The organism is Rhodovulum kholense (assembly GCF_003053725.1).
Taxonomy (GTDB): Bacteria; Pseudomonadota; Alphaproteobacteria; order Rhodobacterales; family Rhodobacteraceae; genus Rhodovulum; species Rhodovulum kholense.
This window is the reverse complement of sequence record NZ_QAYC01000018.1, coordinates 38,240-64,883: the sequence shown is the minus strand read 5'-3', so window position 1 is coordinate 64,883 and position 26,644 is coordinate 38,240. Positions and strand designations below refer to the sequence as shown.

21 protein-coding genes and 1 pseudogene are annotated in these 26,644 nt (G+C 68.7%); 7 read left to right on the top strand and 15 right to left on the bottom strand.

The genetic code is table 11. The annotated features are described in order from the left end of the window. Positions 1–100, bottom strand: a pseudogene (locus C8N38_RS22040) (UTP--glucose-1-phosphate uridylyltransferase); the annotation flags it as partial. 53 nt (positions 101–153) lie between these two features. Then, entirely contained in the window at positions 154–822 is a 669-nt protein-coding gene (locus C8N38_RS17995) for an ABC transporter C-terminal domain-containing protein (protein WP_108028522.1), read from the bottom strand. A 56-nt stretch (positions 823–878) separates the two neighbouring features. Here C8N38_RS17995 and C8N38_RS17990 point away from each other — a divergent pair, with 56 nt between their 5' ends. Beyond that, entirely contained in the window at positions 879–2,096 is a 1,218-nt protein-coding gene (locus C8N38_RS17990) for a hypothetical protein (RefSeq protein WP_108028521.1), read from the top strand. Here C8N38_RS17990 and C8N38_RS22165 read toward each other — a convergent pair. From C8N38_RS22165 to C8N38_RS17925, 13 genes are all read right to left on the bottom strand, one after another. Beyond that, positions 2,020–2,805: a CatB-related O-acetyltransferase gene (locus C8N38_RS22165; protein ID WP_108028520.1), complete on the bottom strand. Its 786-nt coding sequence runs from the start codon at positions 2,803–2,805 to the stop codon at positions 2,020–2,022. The genes C8N38_RS17990 and C8N38_RS22165 overlap by 77 nt on opposite strands. A 23-nt stretch (positions 2,806–2,828) precedes the next feature. After that, positions 2,829–4,229, bottom strand: a complete 1,401-nt coding sequence (locus C8N38_RS17980; protein ID WP_108028519.1) for a tetratricopeptide repeat protein — start codon at positions 4,227–4,229, stop codon at positions 2,829–2,831. Positions 4,230–4,236: 7 nt separating this feature from the next. Beyond that, complete coding sequence (locus C8N38_RS17975; protein ID WP_108028518.1) at positions 4,237–5,550, bottom strand: HlyD family type I secretion periplasmic adaptor subunit; 1,314 nt, start codon at positions 5,548–5,550, stop codon at positions 4,237–4,239. After that, positions 5,547–7,271 carry a type I secretion system permease/ATPase gene (locus tag C8N38_RS17970; RefSeq protein ID WP_108028517.1) on the bottom strand — a complete coding sequence of 575 codons (1,725 nt, stop codon included), beginning with the start codon at positions 7,269–7,271 and terminating at the stop codon, positions 5,547–5,549. Before C8N38_RS17970 ends, C8N38_RS17975 begins: the two co-directional genes overlap by 4 nt. After that, positions 7,268–8,554 carry a glycosyltransferase family 4 protein gene (locus C8N38_RS17965; RefSeq protein ID WP_108028516.1) on the bottom strand — a complete coding sequence of 429 codons (1,287 nt, stop codon included), beginning with the start codon at positions 8,552–8,554 and terminating at the stop codon, positions 7,268–7,270. The genes C8N38_RS17970 and C8N38_RS17965 overlap by 4 nt, the downstream gene beginning before the upstream one ends. Then, positions 8,551–10,740 carry a hypothetical protein gene (locus C8N38_RS17960; RefSeq protein WP_108028515.1) on the bottom strand — a complete coding sequence of 730 codons (2,190 nt, stop codon included), beginning with the start codon at positions 10,738–10,740 and terminating at the stop codon, positions 8,551–8,553. The genes C8N38_RS17965 and C8N38_RS17960 overlap by 4 nt, the downstream gene beginning before the upstream one ends. Next, positions 10,737–11,972 (bottom strand): glycosyltransferase family 4 protein, encoded by a 1,236-nt coding sequence (locus C8N38_RS17955; RefSeq protein WP_108028514.1) that lies wholly within the window; start codon positions 11,970–11,972, stop codon positions 10,737–10,739. Before C8N38_RS17955 ends, C8N38_RS17960 begins: the two co-directional genes overlap by 4 nt. Next, a complete protein-coding gene (locus tag C8N38_RS17950) occupies positions 11,969–13,996 on the bottom strand; it encodes a hypothetical protein (protein ID WP_108028513.1) in 2,028 nt (675 codons plus the stop codon). The genes C8N38_RS17955 and C8N38_RS17950 overlap by 4 nt, the downstream gene beginning before the upstream one ends. A gap of 99 nt (positions 13,997–14,095) precedes the next feature. Continuing rightward, entirely contained in the window at positions 14,096–15,157 is a 1,062-nt protein-coding gene (locus C8N38_RS17945; RefSeq protein ID WP_108028527.1) for a calcium-binding protein, read from the bottom strand. Between the two features lie 443 nt (positions 15,158–15,600). After that, positions 15,601–18,255, bottom strand: a complete 2,655-nt coding sequence (locus C8N38_RS17940) for a calcium-binding protein (protein ID WP_108028512.1) — start codon at positions 18,253–18,255, stop codon at positions 15,601–15,603. Positions 18,256–18,639: 384 nt separating this feature from the next. Then, a complete protein-coding gene (locus tag C8N38_RS17935) occupies positions 18,640–19,110 on the bottom strand; it encodes a GNAT family N-acetyltransferase (protein ID WP_108028511.1) in 471 nt (156 codons plus the stop codon). Positions 19,111–19,266: 156 nt separating this feature from the next. After that, positions 19,267–20,910 (bottom strand): chaperonin GroEL, encoded by a 1,644-nt coding sequence (gene groL / locus C8N38_RS17930; protein ID WP_108028510.1) that lies wholly within the window; start codon positions 20,908–20,910, stop codon positions 19,267–19,269. Between the two features lie 44 nt (positions 20,911–20,954). Next, the gene (locus tag C8N38_RS17925) at positions 20,955–21,242 is read right to left on the bottom strand and encodes a co-chaperone GroES (protein WP_075787017.1); all 288 of its coding nucleotides are present in this window, start codon (positions 21,240–21,242) and stop codon (positions 20,955–20,957) included. 278 nt (positions 21,243–21,520) lie between these two features. Here C8N38_RS17925 and C8N38_RS17920 point away from each other — a divergent pair, with 278 nt between their 5' ends. The 6 genes from C8N38_RS17920 to C8N38_RS17895 all read left to right on the top strand — a co-directional run bounded on the left by C8N38_RS17920 (position 21,521) and on the right by C8N38_RS17895 (position 26,634). After that, entirely contained in the window at positions 21,521–22,441 is a 921-nt protein-coding gene (locus C8N38_RS17920) for a manganese-dependent inorganic pyrophosphatase (RefSeq protein WP_108028509.1), read from the top strand. 61 nt (positions 22,442–22,502) lie between these two features. Then, positions 22,503–23,372 carry a TIGR01459 family HAD-type hydrolase gene (locus tag C8N38_RS17915; protein WP_108028508.1) on the top strand — a complete coding sequence of 290 codons (870 nt, stop codon included), beginning with the start codon at positions 22,503–22,505 and terminating at the stop codon, positions 23,370–23,372. Positions 23,373–23,651: 279 nt separating this feature from the next. After that, complete coding sequence (locus tag C8N38_RS17910) at positions 23,652–24,095, top strand: MaoC family dehydratase (RefSeq protein WP_075787675.1); 444 nt, start codon at positions 23,652–23,654, stop codon at positions 24,093–24,095. Between the two features lie 31 nt (positions 24,096–24,126). Beyond that, a complete protein-coding gene (locus C8N38_RS17905) occupies positions 24,127–25,089 on the top strand; it encodes a bifunctional riboflavin kinase/FAD synthetase (protein ID WP_108028526.1) in 963 nt (320 codons plus the stop codon). A gap of 4 nt (positions 25,090–25,093) precedes the next feature. Then, entirely contained in the window at positions 25,094–25,573 is a 480-nt protein-coding gene (locus C8N38_RS17900; RefSeq protein ID WP_281258237.1) for a YcgN family cysteine cluster protein, read from the top strand. Between the two features lie 5 nt (positions 25,574–25,578). Continuing rightward, on the top strand, positions 25,579–26,634 hold the full coding sequence (locus C8N38_RS17895; protein WP_108028507.1) for a threonine aldolase family protein: 1,056 nt from the start codon (positions 25,579–25,581) through the stop codon (positions 26,632–26,634). The last annotated feature ends 10 nt before the right edge of the window (positions 26,635–26,644 follow it).

Here is a 26,644-nt window from a genome sequence, read left to right as displayed (position 1 = left end):
CCAGCGTCATGATCTCTTTCGGGATCGACTTCGTCGCGGGAAGAAACCGCGTCCCCAATCCCGCAACGGGAAAAACCGCCTTCGTTACTTGCCGGCTCATGATGTGAATCGTCCTTTGTGTCACAGCGTCAGGAAAGAGCGGGGGCCGATGGCCTAGCCCGCGAAAAGCGACCAGAGGCCCAGCGCCAGCGCGGCGCCGCCCAGCACGAGCGAGGCAACCACCATCCGGCGGAGCCCGGCCAGCGGGTCGGGCGCGGCGGTCCCACCGGACCCGGCCGCGGTCAGTTCCAGCCGGGCCTGAACCAGCTCGATCCGGTCGAGCGCGCGGGCGATTTCCTGCAGGTCGGCGGGATCGTCATGGCGCGCGAGCGCGCCGCGCAGATCGGCGATCTCGGTGCCAAGCGCCGCGACTCGGGCAAACACGGTTTCCAGAACCCGGCGGTCGGGATCGTCCGAGGGCAGCGCGGCGCCCGTGGCACGCAAAGCCCCCGCGACCCCGTCGCCGGTGATCGCGCGGACCGACAGGGTGAAGGCCAGGCCGGGCTCGACCGGCGGGTCGATCTCGACCGCAAAGCCGTAGCGGCCGGTGCCGATGCCGCCGCGTTCCAGATCGGGCCGGTGGCGGTCGGCGCGGGCCTTGGCGACAAGCCGCCCTTCGCGGTAGATTTCGACCTCGACGGCAGCCGAGGGATCTGCGCGGTCGATGGCCCATCCGGCGATGCGGCCGGGCGCGGGCAGGTCGTAGACGCCATTGACCCGGGTCTGGGGATCGTCGGCGGCGGGCAAGGCCCGGGTGATGTCGGACGGTGCGGCGGCGGTCATGGGACAAGTCTTTCGGAAGGCTGCGGGGTGCCGCTGGCGGGAAGGAGCGGAACGGCATGAGGCGGGGCGCAGGTCTGATCGCGGCGGCGGGACTGGCGGGGCTGGCCCTGGCGGAGTCGCCCGGCGCCGATCCGGTGGCGCCGCTGGACGCCGCGTCGCTGCTGTTCGACTGGAGCGCCGAACGCTGCGGGCGCTGGGACATTCCCGACGCCCCGGCGCGGTTCTGGCGCGACGCGGAGGACCGCATCCACATGATCGCGGGGTCCGACCAGAGCCGCCAGAGCCTTGGCCCGGCCGCCGACCGGCTGGCGCGGGTCTGCGGGGTGGTGCATCGCGGCGGCGAAGACGCCGACCCGGCGGTGCGGAACGACCGGACCTGGGTGTCGTCCATCTTTACCCGCGACGGCGCGCGGATCGAGGCGCTGGGGCATATGGAATATCAGGGCGACCGGCATCCGGGTGCCTGTGCCGCCGGGCGCTACATGGCCTGCTGGCGGAATGCGGTGGTGGCGCTGGAAAGCCGCGATGGCGGGGAAAGCTTCGCCCGCCTGCCGGGCCCGCCGGTTGCGGCGCTGCCCTATCCCTACGATCCTGGCCAGACCCGGCGCAGCGGCTATTTTACGCCCTCGAACATTTTCGAGGCGGACGGGTTCCTGAATGTCTTCGTCTTTGCCGAAGCCTATGGCGCGCAGCGCCGGGGCGCCTGCCTGCTGCGCCGAAGGGTCGATGGCGGGCCGGGCGATTGGCGCGCCTGGGACGGGCAAGGGTTTTCGGCGCGCTTCGCCGATCCCTATCGCGGCGCCGTCGCCGACCCCGACGTGCATGTCTGCGCGCCGCTGCCGGGGCTCGATGCCACGCTGAGTTCGGTCGTCTTTCAGCCCGCGACGGGGCGCTTCCTGGCGGTCTCGCCGCGGGTCGGACGCGATGCGGACGGGCGACGCCAGGCGGGGATCTGGGGCTATGTCTCGCGCGATCTGATCCATTGGGACGATCCGGTACTGCTGGTCGAGGCCCCGCTTCTGTGGGCGCGCGATTGCGGGCAGGGCGCGGCCTATGCCTACCCGTCGCTGGTCGACCCGGACAGCCCGTCCCCGATGCTCGACCGGGTGGGCGATCATCTGTGGCTGACCCTCACCCGGATGCGGCTCGATGCCGACTGCCGGGTGGGGCCGGAGCGGGATCTGATCCGGGTGCATGTCAACTGGCCAGCGCAAGCGGGCTCCCGTCCAGAACTTGCAGCATCCGGTCCGGATCGGCCAGATCCTCGGCGCTGAACACCGGTCCCTGATAGGGCGTCACCGCGCCCGAGGCGGCCATCTCGCCGATCGCGTCGATCGCGCGTTCGATATCGTCGAAGGGCGCGTCGAACAGGTCGTAGATCGAGAAGCGCCACCATTCCAGCGCCAGAAGCCGTTCGACCACGGGTTCGGGAAAGCGCAGCCGCAGCACCCGGCCGGGGGTGCCGACGACGATGGCATAGGGCGGCACATCCTTCACCACCGTCGCCCGCGCGCCGATGATCGCACCGGCGCCGATGGTGATGCCGGACTTGATGAACGCGCCTTCGCCGATCCAGACATCGGGGCCCAGCACGGTGACCGGACAGCTGCCGGGGAAGGGGCGCTTGCGCCGTTGAAGCGACGGCGCGTCCTCGCCCGCCATCAGCCGGTCCCAGCCGTTGACCTGTGGAAAATAGGCGGTGCGCGACGAGGTCAGCCAGTTGGTCGGATGTTCATGGGTGCCGATGACCACATTCTTGGCGATCGAGCAGTAGCGGCCGATCTCGGCATTGTTGATCTGGCTGCCGCTGAGATTGCAGAAGGCGCCCAGGCGCAGGATCGAGCCGGCCGGTACCGTGGCATGGATGGCCGTCGGACCCTCGACCCAGGAGCTGGGGTGCAGATGTCCGGTCTTGGCAAGGCCCGACAGCCGAAGGCCGGCGGCCTGGACTCTGGCCGATTGGGCAGGCGTGAGATTGAGCATCCTTCAATCGTCCCTTCTTGAACTCATACGGTGGCACCCGCCGGGGGCGGGCATTGCGACAGGGCGGCCTCAAGGGCCCGCTCGATGCCCGGATGGCCGGGCTTCATGCTCAGCGCCTCGCGCTGAACGTCGGCTGCGGCGGCCGGTTCGGCACATGCGGCCAGCACGATCCCAAGGAAATGGCGGTATTCCCAGTTGTCGGGCTGCAAGGCGCAGGCCTCGCGCGCGGCGGCGAGGCTTTCCTGGTTGCGTCCGAGCCGCAGCAGGAACTCGCCCGAGGTGCGGTGGAGGCCGGGCTGGCGGGGGGCGCGGGCGATGGCCCGGGCCAGCGTCGCGGCCGCGTCCTCAAGCCGGTCCTGTCGCCCCAGCAGCCGCGCGTCGCGGATCGCGATCTCGGCCTCCAGCCGTTCAATCTCGCGCCCACGTTCGACCAGAAGGGCCGCGGCCACCCGCGCCAGCGTATCCGGGTTGGGCTCGATCTGGTCGGCGGTTTCGGGATAGACGCTGAAATCTTCGGAAAAAAGCGTGGCGCGATCCGGGAAATGACGGGCCGCGACTGCCGCGTTCGACGGGCGGAACGCCTCGTAGAAGGTTTGTGCCGCGGCCCGCGCCGGGCGCAGGCCCTTGCCGGGAAAGCCCGCGGACAGGCTGGCGACCAGCTGGCCGCGGATCGCCCAGTCCTCGGGTGTGCTGCCCTCGCCGAAGTGGCGGTTGAGGCTCAGCAGGAAATGCTGGGCCTCGGGCGAGATCGACCCGTTTTCGTCGGCCACCGGGGCGAAGGCCTCGGGCGGGCCGATCTGCCACTGATCGAGAAAGTCGTCGACGATGCTGCCGCCGGTCAGGCTGGACCGTTCGAAGATGCGGACCGAAACCGCGTCCTGCCCGAAGACCTTTTCCCAGAGCCCGAGGAAGCGGTCATAATTGTAATAGGGGTTTTCGGGGTCGGGGATGCCGATGATCCGGTCGGGCACCGCGCCGCTTTTCAGCATGGTCGAATAGAGGCTGAGCGCGATCTGGTCCTGCCGCCGCAGATAGACCGACACCCGGATCTCGTCGAAATGGGGCGCGAGGAAGTCGCGAAGTCGCTGCACCTCGGTTTCGGAGACAAGGCGGCTGTGGCAATGTTCGCTGCAGAAGATCGCTGTACCGCTGCCGTCCAGATCCTCGGCCGCGGCGGCCCTGAGCCGCGCGCGCATCGCCGGAGTGTCGGCGGCCGCGATGCCGCCGAAGGGGTGCTTGAGGCTGTCGGGCCGGTCGGCATCCATCGCATAGGCGGCCAGGCCGGTATGGTTGAGGGCGCCGCAGAAACGCGGATAGACGAAGCCGCGCGCCGCCAGCGCCTCGCGATTGGCCGCCAGGAAGGTCTGAAGCGTCGTCGTGCCGGTCTTCTCGGTGCCGATTTGCAGAATGGCCTTGCGGGTCATGCGCAGCTCACTCCTCGTTGAAGGCGCGCCGGAAGTGACGCAGGATCGGTTCGAGCAGATAATCGCCCGCCCTTCGTTCACCGATCGTTAAAGTGACCTCGACCGGCATGCCTGCGGTCAGCGCCACGCCGTCGAGCTCGGCCACGCTGTCGGGATCGAGCGTCACCCGGGCCTCGAAATAGTTCGCGCCGGTCTGCGAGTCCTCGAGCAGGTCGGCCGAGACATAGGACACCTCGCCGGTCACGGTGGGCGCGTCGGACCGCTTGAAGGCGGTCAGCCGCACCTTGGCGGGCACGCCCCGATGCAGCGTGTCGATGGCGTCGGGGGGCAGCTTGACCAGCGCCACAAGCTGGTCGTCGCGGGGCAGGATCTCCATCAGGGGCTGGCCCGATCCCAGCACGGCACCGGGGGTCACGGTATTGATCTCGACCACCTTTCCGGCCTGCGGCGCGCGCAGGTCCAGCCGGGCGCGCACGTCTTCCATGGCACGGATCTGGCTGTCGAGCGCGGCCAGCCGGGTGCGGGCCTCGGTTTCGCTGGTGGCGATCTCGGCCAGCCGCTGCTGGGTCAGCGCGACCAGATCGGACCGCGCGCGGGCGATGTCCTGGCGGGCGGCCTCGACCTTCCCCGCGCTTTCGTCGCGGTCGCCCGCAAGCGAGGCGATGGCACGGTCCAGATCCAGCAGGTCGCGCTTGGGCGAGGCGCCGCGGTCGACCAGATCGGCCACCATGCGGCGTTCGTCCTCCCACAGCTGAACCTGCCGCTCGGCCGCCTTGCGCTGACCCTCGTTGGCGGCGATCTGGCCTTCGAGCTGGCCGATCTGGCGGTTCAGCGAATCGATCTGGGCGCCATGGGCGCGCTGGCGCGCCTCGAACAGCCGCGTGGTCTCGGCGATCTTGTCGGCGCGGAGGCAGGTGTCGCAGGGCGGCGCCGTGGCCGGGTCGAGCGGCCGGTTCTCTTCTTCCGCAGCAAGCCGCCACAACGCGAAGCGGGTCGCGTCGCGGTCCGAGCGCAGCTGCGCCAGCTTCTCGTCGGTCTGGGTCGGGTCGAGTTGGGCCACGACCTGACCGGCCTCGACCATGTCGCCCGATTGCACCAGCAGCCGGGCGAGAATGCCGCCTTCCAGATGCTCGACCGTCTTGCGCTCGCTGTCGGCATGCAGAACCCCGTGCGACACCAGCGCCGCGTCAAGCCGGGCGGTCATCGCCCAGCCGGTCAGGGTCAGGCTCAGCGCCAGCGCGACGCCCAGTGCCGCCCAGACCACGGGCCAGTAGGACGGCAGCGGCGGGTCCTCGGGATCGAGATGCAGAACATCGGTCATGACGCGATCTCCCGGCGGCGGCGCGGCGGTTGCGGGCGCTGCGGCGTCAGGGCCTGCATCACCTCGTCGCGCGGGCCGAATTGCACCATCGCACCGTCCTGCAGCCGCAGCAGCCGGTCGGCGCGATTCAGGATCGACATGCGCTGCGCCACGACGACAACGGTCGCGCCGGCGGCGCGGGCGGTTTCGATGGCGGCGACGAGCGCCGCCTCGCCCTCGGCGTCGAGGTTCGAGTTGGGCTCGTCCAGCACGATCAGCCGGGGTGTGCCGATCAGCGCGCGGGCCAGCGCGATGCGCTGGCGCTGGCCGCCGCTCAGCGGATGGCCGCCGCTGCCCAGGGGCGTCGCATAGCCCTGCGGCAGGCTGCCGATCAGCTCGTGCACCCCGGCGGCACGGGCGGCGCGCACCACCGCGGCCATGTCATGGTCGCCGAACCGGGCGATGTTGTCGCGCACGGTGCCGGTCAGCAACGTCGGTTCCTGCGGCAGGTAGCCCACGGCGCGGCCGAAGCTTTCGCGTTCATGGGCGAAGGTGCTTTGCCCGTCGAGGTAAAGCCCGCCGGCGCTTGGCTGGGCGATGCCGACGATCAGCCGCGACAGCGAGGACTTGCCCGCGCCCGAGGGGCCGATCACCCCCATCATCATCCCGCTTTCCAGGCTGAAATTGATGTTCTGCAGCACTGGTCGGCTGCCGCCCCCGGGGGCGAAATAGCTTAGCCGTTCGGCCACCAGGCGACCCGATTCAATCTCGACCGGGGTGGCGGAGCGCGCGGCCACGCCGTCACGGGTGACGCCTTTCAGCCGGTCCAGAACGGCGCGCGCCTCAAGCCATTGCTTCCAGCCCGAGGCGGTCTGTTCGAAGGGCAACAACAGCCGCCCGGTCAGCACCGTGGCGGCGAAGATCGTCGAGGCCGAGACCTTGTCCTCGATCACCAGATAGGCGGCCGAGCCGATCACCGCGATCTGCAACACCACGCGCAGCGTCCGGGTCAGCGTCGACAAGAGCCGCGCGAGCTTTGCCCCGCGTTCGGACATCTCGATGGCGCGGTTCTGCGCCAGGCGCCAGCGCCGGGCCAGCGCGGGCAGCATGCCCATGGCGGTGATCAGTTCGGCATGGCGGATCGCCTCGGCGGTCTCGCCATTGACCCGGGCGGTGGCCTGGGTGCCCTCTTTCGAGGGGCCGCGCAGCAGGAGTTCGGTCGCGATGGCCGCAACCCCCAGCGCCAGCGCGCCGCCAAGCCCGACAAAGCCGTAAACCGGGTGCAACAGAAAGAGCGCCAGCAGGAAGACCGGCGCGAATGCCAGATCGAGCGGCAAGGCCAGCGCCCCCCCGGCCAGAAAGGCGCGCAGTTCCGAGACGTCCTGCATCGCGCCGCTGGCGGCCTGGGGGCCCTTGGTCAGGCTCGATTCGATGGCGGCCTCGAAGACCGGCTTGCCCAGCCGCGCGACCGTCCGGTTGGCAAGGATCACGAAGATCCGCTGACGCATCACGTCCAGCAGGGTCTGGAACGCCAAAAGCGTCAGCGCGAGGATGGCCAGCGCCGTCAGCGTCTCGACGCTGCCGCTGGACAGCACCCGGGAATAGACCTGAATGGTGAAGAGCGGCAGGCCCAGATGCAGCAGGTTGACGAAAAAGCCGACCGCGCCTGCCGCGACACCGCCGTGCAGAAGATCGCGCAGCGTCTCGTCGAGACGCCCCGCCGGATCGGCGCGCCGCGTCATTCGGCAGCCACCGGTCCGGTGCGCCGGTCGTTCCGGCGCGCCAGCAGCTTGCCGAACAGTTCGGCATGGCGGGCGCCTGCCTCGTCGGCCGTGGTCGGCGGACGGATGCCCGCATGCAGCCGGTCCCAAAGCCGGGGCTGCAGGATCGCCTGGGTCATGGTCTCGGCCAGGCTGTCGGCATTCGAGACCTTGAAATGCAGCCCGTCGACGCCGTGGCGGACCTTTTCGGCCATGCCGCCGATATCCGAGGCGATGATCGGGCGGCCGTGGAAGAAGGATTCCTGGATCACCACGGGGGCGTTTTCCCACCAGGTCGAGGGAATGATCATCCAGTCCGCGTCGCGCATCAGGTCGGGCATCTCGTGGCTCTTGTAGGACCCGCGGAACCGCACCCGGCGCCCGGCCTGACGGAACAGATCCTTGACCGAGGCCTGGAAGTCCTCGGGCTGGTGTTCGAGATTGCCGCCATATACGTTGAGGATGCTGTCGCCCCAGACGGGTTCGGGGATGCGGGTGACCGCGTCGATCAGCACCTTGATGCCCTTGAACGGGTTGAGCTGGCCGAAATAGGCAAACCGGTTGCGCCGCCCGCCCGGCGCCAGCGGGCGCAGCGGTGCGGGCGTTCCGGCATCGAGCCCGTTTTCGATCATCACCAGCTTGTCCTGCGGCAGGCCCCAGTCGGCAAAGCGCGACAGCAGGAAATGCGAGGGGCTGACGAAAGCGTCGACCTCGGCGAAGAAGCTCTTGATGAAGGCCTCGCGGCGCAGCAGGTTGGCGGCCCCGATCTCGGGGAAGCACATGCCGCAATCGGAGGGCGTCGCCTTCAGGCACAGCGCATGGGTCTTGGGCTTGATCATCTGGCCGTGATGGGCGCAGATCGGCAGGTATTCGTGCAGCGTGTAGACGATGGGCACATCGGCCAGCGCCCGGCGGATCGACCGGATCGCCTGCACCCCGAAGCCCATCACATGGTGCATGTTGACGACGTCGGGCTTCAGCTCGGCGAGGAAGCGCTCGAAATGGGCCATAAGCCCGCCCACGTCCTTGGACCCCAGATGGAACCAGTCGAAATCGTTCGACCAGAACAGCGATTCATCGGGGGCGCGGTCCATCGCCATCAGCGGCGTGTCGCGATGCGGCATCACCGGGGCGCCGATGCCCGCCAGGTAATGCGAGGTCCAGCCGGGTTGCTGGCGCAGCCCGCGATGCAGGTTGTAGGAGGCCACCTGCGCGCCGCCGATCGAGAAATCGGGATGCGCATGCGAGATGATGAGCGCCTTCATGTGCGGTCTCCCTTGCTGTCGGCCTTCTGCCCGACGGGTGCCAGATGCGGGCCGCCCGCGCGGCGGCGCTGCAATGCGATCAGCGCGGCATCGACCCGGTCGACCAGCTCGCGCCGCGCCGGGTCGCCCTGGGGCGGGGCGGCGTCCAGCATCCAGAATTCGGCCGAGGGGTCGCACCAGGGCCGCGCGCCCGAGCGCGCCAGCCGCAGCGTCAGGTCCTGACCGATGAAGCGGTCGCCCCAAAGCCCGCCGCGGAACCCGCCCGCCTGATCGAGAGCGGCCCGTGCGATCAGCGCGATCTCGGCCGGGATCGCGGCGGCCGGGCGCGGCGCGCCATCGGCGATACGGTGCCGCTCGAACCCGACCAGCGCGCAGACCGCGCCCCGGGGCGGCGTCGCGGCCTCGCTGCCGCCGAAATAGACCGACCCGTCCTCGTAGCAGAGCATCGGCGAGACGACGGCCGCGCCCGGAAGCCCCGCCGCGCCCGCACGCAGCCGGTCGAGCCAGCCGGGCGATTTGGGCAGGACCGAGGTCTGCCAGACCAGGATCTCGGGTGCGTCCGAGGCCGCCGCTCCGGCGTCGAGCCGGCCCGCCAGCGTCTCGTGATCGGGCACCAGCACCAGCGCCCCGGTCAGCCCGAAAAAGCGGAACTGATGGTCGAGTTCCTCGGCCAGCCGGGCCGCGCCCTCACGCCCGGCGACCAGGATCAGGTCAAGCTCGGATGCCTCGGGCTGGCCCGCGAGGCAGGCCATGACCGGATGCAGATGGGCCAGATCGGTGACCGGCATGACGGCGGCGACGGTGCGCCCGGCCGGGCCGCCCGCCAGCGGCTGCACCGTCAGACGGTTCGGTGCGCCGCGCCGGGGCAGGCTGGCGAGGAAGGGCGCCGCATGGTCCGAGATCAGGCTGCCCAGCGCCGGGTCGTGCGGCTGCAGCGCGCTGAAGACCGGATGCGCGGCGCCGGGGCCGTCGCAGGGGGTCAGCTCGACCGGCAGGAACAGGCAGCCGTCGTCCTTCATGACGAGTTCCAGGTAGGCCTCGGCGCCGTCCAGCTTTTCGGCCGGGGCCGAAACTGCGCAGACGAAGCCGTGCAGCCGTTCGCGCGGGTCGATCAGCCCCTGAAAGCGCGGATCGGGGGCGAAGGCGTCGTTCAGGTCGGGCCGGTCGGTACGGTGCCAGCGGTCGTGCAGCGGCGCGTACAGATTGGCCGAAGTCTTCAGGATCACCCTCTCGACCCGGTCCAGCGGATCGAGCAGCCAGCCGGTGACGAAGATCCCGCCCGCGGGCGTGCGCAGGATGCGGTCGATGGCGGCGGTGGTCGGGCCGGGATGTTCGGCCAGCGTGTTCCGCCCGTCGAAGCGCGGCCGGACGATCCGCTTGAAGGGTTCGACCGAGGCGCCCGAGGCCGCCAGCCGGGGCAGCATCGCGCGAACATGTTCGGTGGCGTCGGCACCTGCAATCGGCGCGGGCGCGTCGGGCACCAGATCGAGCCTGAGAAGCCCGCCCTCGTGTTCGACGAACAGCACCTTGCAGCCGTCGAGCCGCCCGGCCCAGTCCTTGACGAAGATGCAGAAGCCCGCGGCCGGGGCGAGGATGTCGTCGCGGCGGAAGACGGCCGCGACGGCCTCGACGCCCGCGGCCTGACCCAGAAGGCTGAGCGGCCCGGTCAGGCTGCTATGGGCCCAGCCCTGCAGGAAAAGCCCGCCGCATTCGGGGCGCACCACCAGTTCGACAAAGCCGTCGGCCTGCGAGGTCTCGCGCAGAAGATCGGTCTGGAACCGCTGCGCGGCCTCGCTGCCCGAGGCCTCGAACGCCTCGTCGAGAAACTGCACCAGTTCGGCGACCGGCGCGCCGGTCTCGCGCAGATGGGTGGCCAGTGCTGCGGCCTCGGTCGCGACCGAGGCGGGGGTGCCGACCTCTGCGACCGGGGCGCCCGAGGCATCGGTCAGCGCAAAGGGGCCAAGGGTCGCGGCGCCGAGGATGGCCAGCCCGTGCCAGCGCCCGTCTGCCTGCCAGAACCGCGCGGCCCAGGCCGGGGCCGCATCGCCCTCGGGCCGCGCCGCCTCGGGGGCGGGGGCGTCGAGGTCCGAGAAGCAGTGGATCGCGAGCGCCCCCCCCGGCAGCACGATCGGCCGGGGCTGCAGAATTGCGAGCGGGGCGGCGGATATGTCTTTCAGGGCGGTCATGCGGGCAGAACCTCGGTCAGCCGGGAATAGTGGTCGAGATGCCAGCGGGCGCTGTCCTCCAGCGTCGGCGGCGGGCGCAGGTTGGCCGACAGCCGCGCCCAAAGCGCGGGATCGGCGGCCGCGGCCTCCATCCGGTCAGCGAGCGCCACCGGATCGGCGCGCGGCACATGCAGCCCGTCGATGCCGTCGCGCACCAGCTCTTTCAGCCCGCCCTGAGCGGTGCAGATCACCGGACGCCCGGCGCGCTGGGCCTCGAGAGCGACGAGCGGCGCGTTCTCGTACCAGAGCGACGGGATCACGACCCAGTCGGCCTCGGCCATCAGCCCGTGCACCTGATCGCGGTCATAGGGGCCAAGGTGGCGCGCCAGCGGTGCTGCGGCGGCCAGTCCTTCGGCAAAGGCGGCCTCGGCCTCGGGGGCGGGGTGGTTCAGCCGCCCGTGCAGCGCCAGCCGCAGATCGGCGCCCCGGCCTGCCAGATCCGCGGCGGCCGTCAGCAGGACGCCCACGCCCTTGTGGGGCGCGAGATTGCCGAAATAGGCAAAGCGGTTGGGGCGCGGCCGGGCCGTGGCGGCGGGCAGCGCCAGCGGGGCAACCGCATTCGGCAGCACCGCGATCCGCTCGGCGGGCAGGCCCCAGGCGACGAAGCGGTCGCGCAGGTCGCGGCTGGGCGCCAGGATCGCGTCGATCTGATCGAGGATCGCCAGGAGCCGCGCCTTGCGCAGGGCATGCGCCCCGACCGCGATCTGCGGCAGGCACCGGCGGCAGGCATCGGCCGCGGGCCGGGTGCAGAGCCCGCCATCGCGGCGCAGCATCAACCCGTCGGCCGGGCAGATCGCCTGAAAGTCGTGCAGGGTCAGCACCAGCCGCGCGGCGGGACGCAGCCGCCGGATCAGCGGCACGATCTCGGCGCCGATCCGGTCGAGTCCGTGCAGATGCACGACGTCGGGTTCGACCGCCTCCAGCACCCGGGCGACGGCGCCGGCCCAGTCGGTGCCGTCCATCCGCCGCATAGAGAAGGCGTCATAGGCCCCGGTCCGCAGCAGAAGATCGCGGCCGATGCCGTGCAGGCTGCCGGGCCGGACCTCGGGATGGGTGAGCGAGGTCGAGGCGGCAAGGAACCGCGCCGAGATGCCCGGCCGGGCGTCGAGCGTGCGGCACAGGTCATGCGCGGCATGTTCGGTGCCGCCATCGGTGAAAGCGGGGTGGTCGTGGCAGATGACGAGGATCTTCACGGCTGCACCTCGGCGGACAGGATCAGGTCTTCGGCCAGGCGCACCGCCTCGGGACGCGGCGCGGGGGCGGCATGGGCGGTGGCGCAAAGCCCGGGATGCAGTGCGATCCGCGCGGTTTGATCCCGGCGCAGCGCCGCCGCCAGAAGCGCCATGTCGGCGCCGATGCCGGGCACGCGCAGCGGGCTGGCCAGCAGCCGGGCGCGGGCGGCGGCGTTCAGGCCGAGGCAGGCCTCGGGCAGCAGCCGCGCCGGGTCGTCCCCGGCGGTCAGACCGTCGCGCAGCGTGCCATCGTGGTTCATCAGGATCGCGCCGCCAAGTGCCGGGCCGGGCCGGTCGAGATCGGCGACCCAGTCGGTCAGCCAGTCGGCACCTTCGGGCAGCGTGTCCTGCGCCAGCAAGATCGACACCGGCGCCGTCACGGCCGCCAGGATCGCGCGGACCCGCTCGGCTGGCAGCAGGTCGCGGCGCGGCAGATCGGCGATCTCGACCCCGATCCCGTGGACGGCATGCAGATCGGCCGCGATCCGGCGCAGCGCGGGCACCGCATCGGGGTCGCGGTGATGCAGGATCAGGCCGGTCTCGCGGGCATCGCCAAGGGTCGCGGCCAGCGCATGGGGATAGTCGAGCGAGCCGTCGAGCGCGACGATCAGCGCGCTGCGCAGGGGGCGGGCGGGCCGGGCGACCGGCAGCAGCTCGGCCGCGATCCGGGGCCGGGAGGGCAGCGCGTCGCCAAGGACGGAGGCCAGCACCGGGGCCAGATCGGTGGCGGGCAGCGCCTCGAGAACCGGGGGCAGCGCCGCGGGCAGTGCGTCGATCCGCGTGGCCCCGGCGTGGGCGCGATGGCCCGAGCGATAAAGCAGCGACAGCGCGGCCTCTTCGCCCGGCTCGAACCCGGCGATGCCGGGCAGGAAGCCCACCTGCAGCCGCCCCAGCCGGGGATGGTGCAGCGGACGGCCCAGCGGCAACTCGGCGGTGGCGTCGCCGCTGGCAAGCGCGATCCCGGTCAGAAGCCGCCGGGGATCGGACACCGCCAGGATGTAGAACAGCCCATGCGGCGTCGCCATCAGCCGCTCGGCGCGGGCGGTGGGGCGGTCGGCCTCGGGGCAGGCGATCTCGGCCAGCAGCGCGGCGGCACTTTCGTCGCGTTCGGACAGCCGCGCCAGCCGGTCGCGCATCCGCTGGCGCAGCCGCGGCGCGCGCCGGGCGAGCCAGGGGCCGAGCGGGCGGCCGGGCTGGCGCCGGGCGGGCCCGGCCAGCCGGAGCGGCGCGTCCGACAGCGCGACCAGCGTGCTGTCGGCGGGCAGGCCCTGGGGCAGGAAGACATGCAGCAGCCGCCCCTTGCCCGAGGTCTCGACATCGATCTCGAAGCCCGACAGGCGGCGCACCCGCTGGCGGCTGACCACCACCAGATCGGTGAAGCCGTCCGCGGTCAGGCCGCGCGGCAGCAGATAGCTGGCAACGGCCGCGCTTTGCCCCACCGGGCACCAGGCGCGCAAGGGCAGGCTGGCGGGCGTCAGGCTTTCGAGCAGCTGGGCGATCACGTCGCGGAAGCCGTCGACCGAACCCTTGCCGAACAGCGACAGCCCGGTGGTCAGCAAAAGCCGCAGCAGCCGCCGGCCGCCATCGGGCGAGAGCCCGGCCATCAGCGCCAGCGGATCGACCAGCGGCGATTGCAGCGCCATCGGGTCGATCTCGGCCAGCGTCTCGCCGTCGCGCAGCACCCGCAGCCCGTCGCGGCAAAGCCGCCGCGCGGGCAGGCCCAGAAGCGTGACATGGCGCTGCCCGCCACCGGCGCGGGCCAACTGGCTGGCGATCTGCGGCAGGCACAGCAAGTCGTCGCCGCTGCGCGCCGAAATCGGACCCTGGCCCTGGCGGGCGTCGTCGGGCGCGTCTGCGGGACTGTCGAAGAACGCGGCCGCGACCGAATCCGACAACGGAACCACCTGCAGCCGGTGACGGCGGGCGGGCAGGCCGGGGCGGGAGGCGGGCTCGGCAAACTTGGGAAAGGGGGCGATGGCACTCATGGCTGGGGCGCTGGGTCCGGACGTGAGGGAGCAGGGGGGCGGGTCGTGGAAGGGGAAGGGGTGCGGACCGGCCCCAAGGGCCGGCCCGCCTCAGTCCGTTCAGACGACGGTAAAGAACTTCGACGGATCTGCCGCCACGTCGTCGTAGGAGACGCCGTAGAGCATCACGCTGTCGCCCTGGCCGAAGTCGATCAGGGTGTTGGCGCCGCCGATATCCATGGCGTAATCGGCCACGCTTGACGCGTCGGTCAGGGTGACGCCGCCCGGCAACGAGGCCGAGAACTGCACCAGGTCGCCCTCGGTGAAGTCCATCACCACGTCGCCGCCGCCGGAGAAGACGAACAGGTCGTCGCCCGCTCCGCCGATCAGCACGTCGTCGCCCAGGCCGCCGCTGAGCACGTCGTTCCCGGCTTCGCCGTTCAGGATGTCGTCTCCGTCGCCGCCGAGGATCGTATCGTCCCCGTCGCCGCCCTGCAGCAGATCGCCACCGGCGCCGCCATCGAGCAGGTCGTCGCCAGCGCCGCCGTAAAGCTGGTCGCCGCCGGTGCCGCCGAAGAGCTGGTCGTCGCCCGCCCCGCCGTCGAGCACGTCATCGCCTTCGCCGCCGTAAAGCTTGTCATCGCCAGCCTCGCCGTAGAGGTAGTCCGAGCCTTCGTCGCCGTAGAGCGAGTCATTGCCGGTCCCGCCTTCGAGCAGGTCGTCGCCCTCGCCGCCGTAGAGCTTGTCGTTGCCGGCATCGCCGTGCAGCGCGTCGGCCCCTTCGCCGCCATAGAGCATGTCGTCGCCGGTGCCGCCGTAAAGCTGGTCGTCGCCGGAATCGCCGAACAGCATGTCGTTGCCGTCATTCCCGTGAAGGATGTCCGACCCCGACCCGCCCGAGACGACATCGTCGCCCGAACCGCCCATCAGCATGTCTTCGCCACTGCCGCCCGAGAGCTGGTCATTGCCCGAGCCCCCCATCAGCAGGTCGTTGCCCGACCCCCCGTCGAGTACGTCGTCACCGGCGCCCCCGTTCAGGAAATCGTTGCCTTCCTCACCGAATACGGTGTCGTTTCCGTCCCCGGAAAGGGCCGTATCGTCTCCTGCCCCCGCGGCGATCAGATCCGCGGCGGACGTTCCGTAGACAAAGTCATTGAACGCACCACCTGGAATTGTGGCCATAGGTCCCTCCTTGACGTTTGTGCGCGTGTTTAGACCAAGGCCGTGTTGCCGCAATGCAGCTTACCAAATCCTTAACGGCCCTCGGGTGGGGGCTGCGGGAGTCGGTCAAAATGTGGTAAAAAGTGGCCGCATTTGTTACTTGCTGGATGCAAGTCATTGACGACGCAGGGTTAAGGCGGTCACATTCCTTAATGCCCGCCGATGGGCAGAGCCATTGTGCAATTGCAGCAATTTTCGGGATCGGTGTGGCGGCTGTTCATCTTTTGCCCATTGTCGCGCCACAGAGCAGGCGAGATGTGCAACCGCTCTAAGACAACCTGCGGTGGGGCCCGATCCCGGCCCGTCCGGGCCGTACGGCGGGGCGCAGATTCTCTGTCCGCCGGACAGGCGGCCGTAGCGGTCCCGTGGCCGGGAGGGCTTTTGCCCCCCCGGCACGGCCCCCGCTATAGCAGGAAGTCGGCCTCTGTCAGCAGGTGCAGCCCGTCGAGACGGATTTCCAGATCGACCCGTCCGTTGCCGCTGATATCCCCGAGGATCACCGTCGTTCCGGGCAGCGAGGTTGTGTCGACCCGCAACTCGCCCGCCGTGCCGCTGAAGGCCGCCGCCCCGACGAAGACGAAGTCCTGGTCTCCCGCCAGACCGTTATTGGCGTCTATGCCCGAGAGGTCGATCAGGTCCTCGCCGCTCTGGAAGTCGGAGATCACGTCGACCGACGCGCCCCGGCTGTGGCTTGCATTGTTGAAATCGAACACGTCCGCTCCGGCCATCCCGGTCAGCAGGTCGGCGCCCGCGCCGCCCTCGATCAGATCGGCCCCGGCCGAGCCGGTGATGGTGTCATTGCCGCTCTTGCCGTCGATACGGGTCACGCCGCTCAGGGCGATGGCGGAGAAGTCCATGACATCGGCGCCGTTCAGCCCGACCAGCGTGAAGCCGACATGGCCCCCGGACGAGATCGTCTCGATGTCGGTCAGCGTCGAGCCGGTGACCGTCATCGCCACCGAATTCGCGATCGCCAGGATCGTGTCCTGTCCGCTGCCGCCCCGGTAGATGTCGGTTCCCGCGCCGTCCGCCACCTGGAAGATGTCGTCGCCCGCGCGCCCCTCGAGAATGTCGTTGCCCTTGCCGCCGATGATGGTATCGGCCCCGGCCGTTCCCAGGATGGTGTCGCTGCCCGACCCGCCGTCGATGATGCCGATGCCGATCAGGGTGCTGGCCGAAAGGTCGATGAGGTTGCCGGCGGCCGAGCCCAGCAGCCGCACGCCTGTATGGCCGTCGGCATCGACGATCTCGACGCCGGTCAGCCCGGCAAGCCCAATGGTGACATTGTCCGCCAGGGCAAGGATGCGGTCTGCCGTCCCGCTGCCGCCGTCGATCATGTCATAGCCGTTCGACCCGGCTGCATAGAGGAAGGTGTCGTCGCCCGCCTCGCCGTTCAGCACATCGTCCCAGGCGCCGCCGGTCAGCGTGTCGTTGCCGCTGCCGCCGTCGATCAGGTCGTTGCCCGAGCCGCCGTCGATCAGGTCGTTGCCCGCGCCGCCCGAGAGGGTGTCATTCGCGCCGCCGCCAGAGATATCGTCATTGCCGTCGCCGCCGAAGATCGTATCGGCTCCGGCGTTCCCCGACAGGGTGCAGCCGAGGGCGGCGATGCTGGCATCGATCAGATCGCTGCCGCCGGTGCCGATGACGGTGAAGAGATCCTGTTTGAGGTCGCAGGAGATCGAGGACCCGTCGCTCAGCGTGGCCGTGCTGAGATCGGCCGCGAGGTCGAACGAGGCCGCAGTCGCGGTGCGGCCCGTTTCGTCGGCCTCGGAGTAGTCGAGGATCAGGTGATCGGTGCCTCCGGTCCTGGCGATCCGGGCCGAGGCGATGCCGATGCGGATGGTGTCGTCGCCGTGGGCAAGTTGGATCGAGGCGTATTCGATGCCCTTGATCCCGCCGTTCTGGCTGATGTCGAGATCGTAGTTGATGCCGTAATAGGGGGCGTTGATTCTCAGGTAGTCGTATCCGGCGCCACCATCGATGTCATCCTGCCCCAGCATGGTCAGGATATAGTCATCGCCGTCGCCGCCATCGAGCAGCGGGCTGCCTTCGCCCCCGATCAGCGTATCGTTCCCCGCCCCGCCGTGAAGCTCGCCGTCGCTATCGCCCGAGTCGAGATAGTCGTCGCCGTCGTCGCCCCAGAGTTCCGAGGCCGAGTAGAGATAGCCGTAGATGCTGTCATTCCCGGCGCCGCCATGCATGATGTCGTAGTCGGAATAGCCGGTGATTTCGTCGTCTCCATCTCCGCCGTAAAGGACCGAGTGCTCGTACCCGCCCCAGATCTTGTCGTTTCCGGCACCGCCATCGACCACGCCTCCATCGACATCTCCGAGGAATATGGAATCGTTGCCCGAAGAGCCGATGACTTCGACCTGGCGAAAGCCGTAAATCGTGGTATCCGCGACGCTGCCGTCATCCAGCGCTACGGAAATCTCGCCGTCGCTGAAGTTGATCGACGTGGCGCTGCGGCCGGTCATATCGGTTCCGGAATAATCGACATGGACCATGCCCTGGCCGTCCATTTCGCCAAGCGCGAACCCTGCATGGACGTCGCGATCCATCCCAGAGAGGTACAGATCGACCCGCTCGAAGCCGCTCCAGGTCACGCCGGTTCCGGCGCCGGTGGTCAGGTCGATGCTCTGGGCGCCGGACGTGCCGAGATTGAGGATCAGCGTATCGGTTCCCGCGCCGCCGGTGACCACATCACCGGTTCCGGCCCAGACTTCGTCATCGCCAGCCCCGCCGTCGATCAGGTCGGCGCCATCGCCGCCCCAAAGATAGTCGTTGCCCGCCCCGCCCAGCAGAGTGTCGTTGTCATCTCCGCCGGAAAGAAAGTCGTCGCCGGACCCGCCGATCACCATCATCCTTTCGACATTGTCGATGTCGAGATGGACGGAATTGTAGGTCGCGGACCAGCATCCTGCCGTGAAGGAGCCGCTCAGGCTGAAGCCGAGTGCCGAGGCGTCGAGAATGACGGTGTCGATGCCCCCCAGTGCATCGAAGCTCTGGTTGCTGCCGGACGGAACGATGGTTTCGGTATCGCCCCCATTGGTGAACATCGCAAGACCCCCATGTCATTGAAATTCGGAAATTAAAGGAATGTGCCCATTAAAAGACGCGCTCCCCCGGGGCATCGGGCCGAGGCAGGGCGATGGGTAGACGGACGACTCGTTAAAACAATGCAATCTTGATTAATCTTAATTAGGCGCGCCCGGGCATTGCGAGTCAACCTGCAATAAAGCGGAAACGGATTTGGAATCCGGGACTTTCGGGCGTTAATGAATGTAAGCGGAACCGGCGCCGGGGGCGGCGGTGAAAATTCCTCGTCAGGTCAGGACGATGGCCGGGGCCGCGTGGTCGCCGGAGCAGGCTGCGCGGCCGACAGGGCGGTGGACGACGGGCGATCTGACGCAGGCGGAACGGGTGCGGATGGGGCGGGCGCGTCAGGCACCGAAGGGGGTGGCGTAGACAAGCCGCGCCAGCGGCGGACTTCCGGTCGGGGCGGGCTCGTAGAGCGCGGTCACGTCCAGCGGATAGGGCGAGACGAGGTTCGCGGCCCGGCCCACGGAAAAGCCGAAGCGCGTGTAATAGTCCGGGTCGCCCAGCACCACCACCGGCCCCTCGACCACGTCGAGCGCGGCATGGATCAGCCGTCCGCCAAGGCCCAGGCCCTGCGATCCCGGCGCCACCGCGACCGGGGCGAGCGCGTACCAGCCCCTGGGCTCGACCATGTGAACCAAGGCCAGATAGGCGCGGATCTCTTCCTTGTCATTGGCCAGCACCCATTCCCGGGCCATGGCCTTGCCCAGGCGCAACGCCTCGACCAGCCTCGCCTCGTCGGGACGGGCGAAGGCGGCTTCGAGAAGCCGGGCGATGGGGCCGTAATCGGACGCGGTGGCGGGGCGAATGGTCATGGGGCGAACCTAGCAAATTCCGGCCCGGCGGACAGCGCCCGGGCGCCCGCGCATCTTGACGCAGGCGGCACAGAACTGTCGCGGGGCTGAGGCCAAAACGAAGAAAGGGGCCGCACATGGCAGCCCCTTTCCGGTGACCTGATAGGGCCGGTCGGCTTACATCATGCCGCCCATGCCGCCCATGTCGGGCATGCCGCCGCCGGCGGGCGCACCCTTCGGTTCGGGCTTGTCGGCAACCATCGCCTCGGTGGTGATCAGCAGGCCGGCGATCGAGGCCGCATCTTCCAGAGCGGTCCGGGTCACCTTGGCCGGGTCGATCACGCCGAACTTGAACATGTCGCCATATTCTTCGGTCTGGGCGTTGAAGCCGAAGTGCTTGTCGTCGCTTTCGCGGATCTTGCCCGCGACCACGGCGCCGTCGACACCGGCGTTCTCGGCGATCTGACGCAGCGGCGCTTCGAGGGCCTTGCGCACGATGGCGATGCCGGCGTGCTGATCCTCGTTGGTGCCTTCGAGATCGTCCAGCGCCTTGGCGGCCTGCACCAGGGCGACGCCGCCGCCGACCACGATGCCTTCCTGCACGGCCGCACGGGTCGCGTTCAGGGCGTCATCGACGCGGTCCTTGCGCTCTTTCACTTCGATTTCGGTCATGCCGCCGACGCGGATGACGGCAACGCCACCGGCCAGTTTCGCGACACGTTCCTGAAGCTTCTCGCGGTCGTAGTCGGACGAGGTTTCCTCGATCTGCTGACGGATCTGGGCCACGCGGGCTTCGATCTCGGCCTTGTCGCCGTGGCCGTCGATGATCGTGGTGTCGTCTTTCTTGATCAGGATCTTCTTGGCCTGACCCAGCATGTCGAGCGTGACGTTCTCGAGCTTCATGCCCAGGTCTTCCGAGATCACCTGGCCGCCGGTCAGGATCGCGATGTCCTGCAGCATGGCCTTGCGGCGGTCGCCGAAGCCCGGAGCTTTCACGGCCGCGATTTTCAGGCCGCCGCGCAGCTTGTTGACGACGAGGGTCGCCAGCGCTTCGCCTTCGACGTCTTCGGCCACGATCAGCAGGGGTTTCTGCGACTGGATCACGGCCTCGAGCAGGGGCACCATCGGCTGCAGCGACGAGAGTTTCTTCTCGTGCAGCAGGATGAAGCAGTCTTCGAGTTCGGCCGTCATCTTGTCGGCGTTGGTCACGAAGTAGGGCGAGAGGTAGCCGCGGTCGAACTGCATGCCTTCGACGACTTCGACTTCGGTGTCCATGCCCTTGTTTTCTTCGACGGTGATGACGCCGTCATTGCCGACTTTCTGCATCGCATCGGCGATGAAGCGGCCGATATTGGCTTCGCCGTTGGCCGAGATGGTGCCGACCTGGGCGACTTCGTCGGAATCGTTGACCGGACGCGAGGCGGCCTTGATCGCTTCGACGACCTTGGCGGTGGCCATGTCGATGCCGCGCTTCAGGTCCATCGGGTTCATGCCGGCGGCAACCGATTTCATGCCTTCGCGCACGATCGCCTGGGCCAGAACGGTGGCGGTGGTGGTGCCATCGCCGGCCTCGTCATTGGTGCGCGAGGCGACTTCCTTCACCATTTGCGCGCCCATGTTCTCGAACTTGTCTTCCAGTTCGATTTCCTTGGCGACGGTGACGCCGTCCTTGGTGATCCGGGGCGCCCCGAAGGATTTGTCGATCACCACGTTGCGGCCTTTGGGGCCCAGGGTGACTTTGACCGCATCGGCGAGGATGTTCACGCCTTTCAGCATGCGGTTGCGGGCATCGGTATCGAACTTGACGTCCTTGGCAGCCATGTCGCTTGCTCCTGACTATCTGTTGGTTTCTAGGGGCGATCCACTCAGGCGATGATGCCGAGGATGTCGCTTTCCTTCATGATCAGCAGTTCTTCGCCGTCGATCGTGACTTCGGTGCCCGACCATTTGCCGAAGAGGATGCGGTCGCCAGCCTTGACGCCCATCTCGATCAGCTCGCCCGAATCCTTGCGGGCGCCTTCGCCACAGGCGATCACTTCGCCTTCGGCCGGTTTTTCCTTGGCGCTGTCGGGGATGATCAGGCCGCCCTTGGTCTTCTCATCGCTTTCGACGCGGCGAACGAGAACCCGGTCGTGCAAAGGTTTGAATGCCATGTTCGAACGCTCCTTGGTTCTGGGTGTCGAGGTTTTGTCACTCGCACCCGGTGAGTGCTAACGAAGCCGGAGATAGGAAAGCCGCGACAGGCTGTCAAGCGCCGCGATATCGAAAAATCGGCCTCTGCGGGGCAGTCCGGCCGGGTGGCCGGGCGGGGCGCCGGGGCGGTCCCGGAAATGCCGCGGCGCACAAAGAGCGTGCAGGCGCCGGGTGACAAGCGGCACGGCCCCTTCTATAAGGGCGCCGACTTCAGACACCTGCAAATTGGGCGTATCACATGACGATCAAGGTTCTCGGCCACAAGGCCCCCGACACCGATTCCACCGGCTCGCCGCTGATCTGGGCCTGGTACCTTTCCGAGATCAAGGGCAAGGCCGCCGAGGCCAGGCTTCTGGGCGAACCCAATACCGAAGCCAAGTTCGTCCTGACCCGCTGGGGCTTCGAGCAGCCCGAGATCATTGCCGATGTCGCCCCGGGCGAGAATGTCGTCGTGGTCGACACCAACAACGTCGCCGAGCTGCCCTCGAGGATCAACGAGGCGAATGTGATCGCGATCATCGACCACCACCTGCTGCAGGGCGGGCTGAAGACCCGCTCGCCGATCGAGATCACCGTGCGCCCGGTGGCCTGCACCGCCACCATCATGCACGACCTGATGGGCGAGGACGCGGCGAAGATGCCCGACAACATCAAGGGCGCGATGCTGTCCTGCATCCTCAGCGACACCCTGGAATTCCGTTCGCCCACCACCACGCCGGTCGACAAGGCCGTGGCCGAAAAGCTGGCGGCCGAGCTGGGCATCTCGATCCCCGACTATGCCGCCGAGATGTTCGCGGCCAAATCCGATGTCTCGGCCTTCTCGGATGCCGAACTGCTGCGGATGGATTCGAAGGAATACGAGATCGCCGGCAAGAAATTCCGCGTCTCGGTGCTGGAAACCACCTCGCCCAAGACCGTGCTCGACCGCAAGGACAGCCTGATGCAGGCGATGACCGGCGTGGCCGAAGAGGATGGCGCCGATCAGGTGCTGCTGTTCGTGGTCGACATCCTCAAGCAGGAAGCGACGCTTCTGGTGCCGAACGATCTGGTCAAGGCGGTGGCCGAGAAGAGCTTTGCCGCCAAGGTCTCGGGCAATACCGTGGTGCTGCCGGGCATCGTCAGCCGCAAGAAGCAGATCATCCCGAACCTTCAGCTCTAAGCCCCGACACGACCCCCGGGGGCGCCGCATCCGGCGCCCCTTCTTGCAAGGATGCCCGCCCATGACTCCGATCATCGAGAGCCTCGACGAGGTCTCGTCCCGCTACAAGGCCTTGTTCGTCGATCTCTGGGGCTGCGTGCATAACGGGCGCGAGCCCTTTCCCGACGCCGTCGCCGCGCTGCAGCGCTATCGCAGCAAGGGCGGCAAGGTGGTGCTGATCACCAATGCGCCGCGCCACCGCAAGGCGGTCGAGGGGCAGCTGGAGGAGATCGGCGTCGCCCGCGACAGCTGGGACACCATCGCCACCTCTGGCGACAGCGCCCGCGCCGCGATGTTCCGCGGCATCGTCGGCAAGCGGGTCTATTTCATCGGCATCGATTTCGACCTGACCTTCTTCGATCCGATCCGCATCGTCCGCGACCCGGTCGAGATCGAGCGCGTGCCCCTGGAAGAGGCCGAGGGCATCGTCTGCACCGGCCCGTTCGATTCGCATGCCGATCCTGACGAGCTGCGCCCGCAACTGCTTTACGCCAAGCAGAAGGGGCTCAAGCTGCTTTGCGCCAACCCCGATGTGGTGGTCGACCGGGGCGAGACCCGCGAATGGTGCGCGGGCGCCATCGCCGAGCTTTATACCAGGATGGGCGGCGAGAGCCTTTATTTCGGCAAGCCCCAACCGCCGATCTACGATCTGGCCCGGCAGCGGCTGGCGGAATTCGCCGATGTGGCGGATGCCGACATCCTCTGCATCGGCGACGGCATCCGCACCGACATCGCGGGGGCCATCGGCGAGGATCTCGATTCGCTCTTCATATCTGGCGGGCTCGCCGCGGCCGAGACCGCGACCCGGCACCAGCCGGATCCCGAGCGGCTCGAGGCCTTCCTGAAACAGCACATGGCCAGCCCGACCTACGCCATCGGCTTCCTGCGCTGACCCTGCGGCACGTCTGTCCTGCCCTCGCGCCCCGGCCCCGTCCGGGGCGCAAGTCTTTGCGGCCCCTTCCATTTCCCTTGCCTTGCCGCGCGTTCCGGCCCAGCATTGACGGTGTGGGCGGCCCGGTTCGGGCGGATGGAGGCGAAATCGACGGCGCAAGTGTGGCGCAAGAAAGTTGCGACCGGACAACGAAACGTAACGAAAAATTACTCTCCCGCATTGCAGCATGGGCGCGGCTTCGCTATGCTGCAGCGCAACATGATCCACCGGGGGCTGGGAATGCTCGACAACATGCCACGCGGAACGATTTGCATCGAGGATATCGAGATCGGCATGTGCCGCCATCTGCGCAAGCAGGTGACCGACCGCGACATCGAACTGTTCGCCGAGGTCTCGACCGACTGCAATCCGGTGCATCTGGATGACGATTACGCCATGGAGACGATCTTCGAAGGCCGGATCGCCCATGGCATGCTGACCGCCAGCCTGATCTCGGCGGTGATCGGCGAACAGCTTCCGGGCCATGGCACGATCTATCTGGGCCAGAGCCTGAAATTCCTCGCCCCCGTGCGTCCCGGCGACATGGTGCTGGCCGAGGTCGAGGTCACCGGCATCGACCATTCGCGGCGCCGCGTGACCATGGATTGCCGCTGTATCGTCGACGGAAAGCCGGTTCTTAAGGGCGAGGCCGTGGTGCTGGCACCCAGCAAGAAATTCGATTGACGCGGCCCGGCCCCCGGTGCAATCGGGGGCCATGCAGACCTTTGCCTCCTGGACCGGTAACGCGACGGGCGACCGCGGTGCCGCGGCCGCCATCGGCAATTTCGACGGCGTTCACCTTGGCCACCGGGTGGTGATCGAGGCCGCGCGGACCGAGGCCGCGCGCCGCGGCGCGCCGCTGGGCATCCTGACCTTCGAGCCGCATCCGCGCGAATTCTTCGCGCCCGAGGCGCCGCCCTTCCGGCTGATGAATGCCGAGGCCCGTGCCAACCGTCTGGCCAAGCTTGGGGTCGATCACCTTTACGAACTGCCCTTCGATGCGCCGCTGGCCGGGCTCTCGCCCGAGGCTTTCGCGCGGCAGGTCATCGTCGACGGTCTGGGGCTGTCGCATGTCGTCGTGGGCGAGGATTTCTGCTTCGGCAAGGGCCGCGCCGGAACCGTCGGGGATCTGGCACGGTTCGGGGCCGAGATGGGCTTTGGCGTCACCGCCGTGCCGCTCTTGTCGAACCATGTGGGCGAGGTTTCCTCGACCTCGATCCGCCATGCCCTGACCGAGGGCCGCCCGCGCGATGCCGCCGCGATGCTGGGCCACTGGCACCGGATCGAGGGCGAGGTGCTGCATGGCGACGCGCGCGGCCGCGATCTGGGCTTTCCGACCGCCAACATGTCGATCCAGGGGCTGCACCGGCCGCGGTTCGGGGTCTATGCGGTCAGGGTCGACGTGCTGTCGGGGCCGCATCAGGGCACCTATGACGGCGCCGCCTCGATCGGTATCCGCCCGATGTTCGGCGAGAACGTCCCGAATTGCGAAAGCTACCTGTTCGATTTCGAGGGCGATCTTTACGGCACCCATCTGTCCGTCGCCCTGGTCGAGTTCCTGCGCGACGAGGCGAAGTTCGACGGGCTCGAGGCGCTGGTCGCGCAGATCGATGCCGATTGCGGGCAGGCCCGGGCGATCCTGACCGGCGACCTGCCGCTTCCCTTCGCGCCGGACTGAGACGGTGGCGCGCCTCACCCGCAAGCCCGCCCCCGACACGCTGCGCCCGCAGTTCTGGGACCGGGTGGCGCTGAAGGACATGACCCCCGCCGAATGGGAGGCGCTGTGCGACGGCTGCGGCAAGTGCTGTCTGAACAAGCTCGAGGATGCCGATACCGGCGAGGTTGTCTTTACCCGCATCGCCTGCCGCCTGCTGGATGACAGCACCTGCCGCTGCGCCAATTACCCGATCCGCAAGAGCATCGTGCCCGAATGCGTGGTGCTGTCGCCGAAGACGCTGGGCGAGGTCGCCTACTGGATGCCCTTGAGCTGCGCCTATCGGCGGCTCTGGGAGGGCCGCGGGCTGGCCGACTGGCATCCGCTGGTCTCGGGCGATCCCGAAAGCGTGCACGAAGCCGGGATGTCGGTTCGGGGCTGGACCATTCCCGAATTCGATGTTCCGCTTGAAGACTGGGAAGATCACGTCATCGAAGAGGAGCTGTGACAGCCATGCATTTTGCCTCGGACAACACCTCGCCCGTGCCGCCGCAGATCCTGGACGCGCTGATTGCCGCCAATCACGGCTATGCCATGCCCTATGGCGCCGATGCGATCATGGCCGAGGTCCGCACGGCGATCCGCGAGACCTTCGAGGCGCCCGACGCCGAGGTCTATCTGGTCGCGACCGGAACCGCCGCCAATGCGCTGTCGCTGTCGCTGCTCTGCCCGCCCTGGGCCACGGTCTTCTGCCACCGCAACGCCCATATCGAGGAAGACGAATGCGCGGCGCCGGAATTCTACACCGGCGGCGCCAAGCTGACGCTGGTCGAGGGGGCCGACGCCAGGCTGACCCCCGAGGCGCTGCGCGAGGCCATCGGCTTCGCCGCCCGGGGCGGCGTGCATAACGTCCAGCGTGGGGCCGTCTCGATCACCAACGCGACCGAACATGGCACGGTCTATTCCGCCGCCGAGGTGTCGGCGCTGTCGGCGGTCGCCGCCGATTACGATCTGCCGGTCCATATGGACGGCGCGCGCTTCGCCAATGCGCTGGTCGCGACCGGCGCCACGCCCGCCGAGATGACCTGGAAGGCCGGCATCGACGTGCTGTCCTTCGGCGGCACCAAGAACGGCTGCATGGGGGTCGAGGCGGTGGTGCTGTTCGATCCGGCCCATGCCTGGGAGTTCGAATTGCGCCGCAAACGGGGCGGGCATCTCTTCTCGAAGCACCGCTATCTGTCGGCGCAGATGGCCGCCTATCTGAAGGACGGGCTCTGGTTGAAGCTCGCGGCGCGGGCCAACGACGCGGCGGCGCGCCTGTCGCAGGGGCTTGCCGCGCTCGACCGGGCCGAGCTTCTGCATCCGACCGAGGCCAATGCCGTCTTTGCCGCCTTCCCGCGCGAGGCGCATCGCCGCGCCCAGGCGGCCGGGGCGCAGTATTACCTCTGGCCGATGGACCAGTCGCTGGAAGGCCCCGGCGACGTGCCCCTTTCGGCGCGGATGGTCTGTTCCTGGTGCACGACCGACGAAGAGGTCGACGCGCTTCTGGCCATCGTCCGGGGCGACTGAGCCGCGCGCC

Excerpts from the sequence above, each read along its gene's own strand:
- C8N38_RS17965 (WP_108028516.1), bottom strand. The coding sequence starts at position 8,554 with ATGAAGGCGCTCATCATCTCGCATGCGCATCCCGATTTCTCGATCGGC.
- C8N38_RS17940 (WP_108028512.1), bottom strand. The coding sequence starts at position 18,255 with ATGTTCACCAATGGGGGCGATACCGAAACCATCGTTCCGTCCGGCAGC.
- C8N38_RS17945 (WP_108028527.1), bottom strand. The coding sequence starts at position 15,157 with ATGGCCACAATTCCAGGTGGTGCGTTCAATGACTTTGTCTACGGAACG.
- C8N38_RS17960 (WP_108028515.1), bottom strand. The coding sequence starts at position 10,740 with ATGACCGCCCTGAAAGACATATCCGCCGCCCCGCTCGCAATTCTGCAG.
- C8N38_RS17980 (WP_108028519.1), bottom strand. The coding sequence starts at position 4,229 with ATGACCCGCAAGGCCATTCTGCAAATCGGCACCGAGAAGACCGGCACG.
- C8N38_RS17990 (WP_108028521.1), top strand. The coding sequence starts at position 879 with ATGAGGCGGGGCGCAGGTCTGATCGCGGCGGCGGGACTGGCGGGGCTG.
- C8N38_RS22165 (WP_108028520.1), bottom strand. The coding sequence starts at position 2,805 with ATGCTCAATCTCACGCCTGCCCAATCGGCCAGAGTCCAGGCCGCCGGC.
- C8N38_RS17915 (WP_108028508.1), top strand. The coding sequence starts at position 22,503 with ATGACTCCGATCATCGAGAGCCTCGACGAGGTCTCGTCCCGCTACAAG.
- C8N38_RS17910 (WP_075787675.1), top strand. The coding sequence starts at position 23,652 with ATGCTCGACAACATGCCACGCGGAACGATTTGCATCGAGGATATCGAG.
- C8N38_RS17995 (WP_108028522.1), bottom strand. The coding sequence starts at position 822 with ATGACCGCCGCCGCACCGTCCGACATCACCCGGGCCTTGCCCGCCGCC.
- C8N38_RS17925 (WP_075787017.1), bottom strand. The coding sequence starts at position 21,242 with ATGGCATTCAAACCTTTGCACGACCGGGTTCTCGTTCGCCGCGTCGAA.
- groL (WP_108028510.1), bottom strand. The coding sequence starts at position 20,910 with ATGGCTGCCAAGGACGTCAAGTTCGATACCGATGCCCGCAACCGCATG.
- C8N38_RS17905 (WP_108028526.1), top strand. The coding sequence starts at position 24,127 with ATGCAGACCTTTGCCTCCTGGACCGGTAACGCGACGGGCGACCGCGGT.
- C8N38_RS17920 (WP_108028509.1), top strand. The coding sequence starts at position 21,521 with ATGACGATCAAGGTTCTCGGCCACAAGGCCCCCGACACCGATTCCACC.
- C8N38_RS17975 (WP_108028518.1), bottom strand. The coding sequence starts at position 5,550 with ATGACCGATGTTCTGCATCTCGATCCCGAGGACCCGCCGCTGCCGTCC.
- C8N38_RS17895 (WP_108028507.1), top strand. The coding sequence starts at position 25,579 with ATGCATTTTGCCTCGGACAACACCTCGCCCGTGCCGCCGCAGATCCTG.
- C8N38_RS17970 (WP_108028517.1), bottom strand. The coding sequence starts at position 7,271 with ATGACGCGGCGCGCCGATCCGGCGGGGCGTCTCGACGAGACGCTGCGC.
- C8N38_RS17935 (WP_108028511.1), bottom strand. The coding sequence starts at position 19,110 with ATGACCATTCGCCCCGCCACCGCGTCCGATTACGGCCCCATCGCCCGG.
- C8N38_RS17950 (WP_108028513.1), bottom strand. The coding sequence starts at position 13,996 with ATGAGTGCCATCGCCCCCTTTCCCAAGTTTGCCGAGCCCGCCTCCCGC.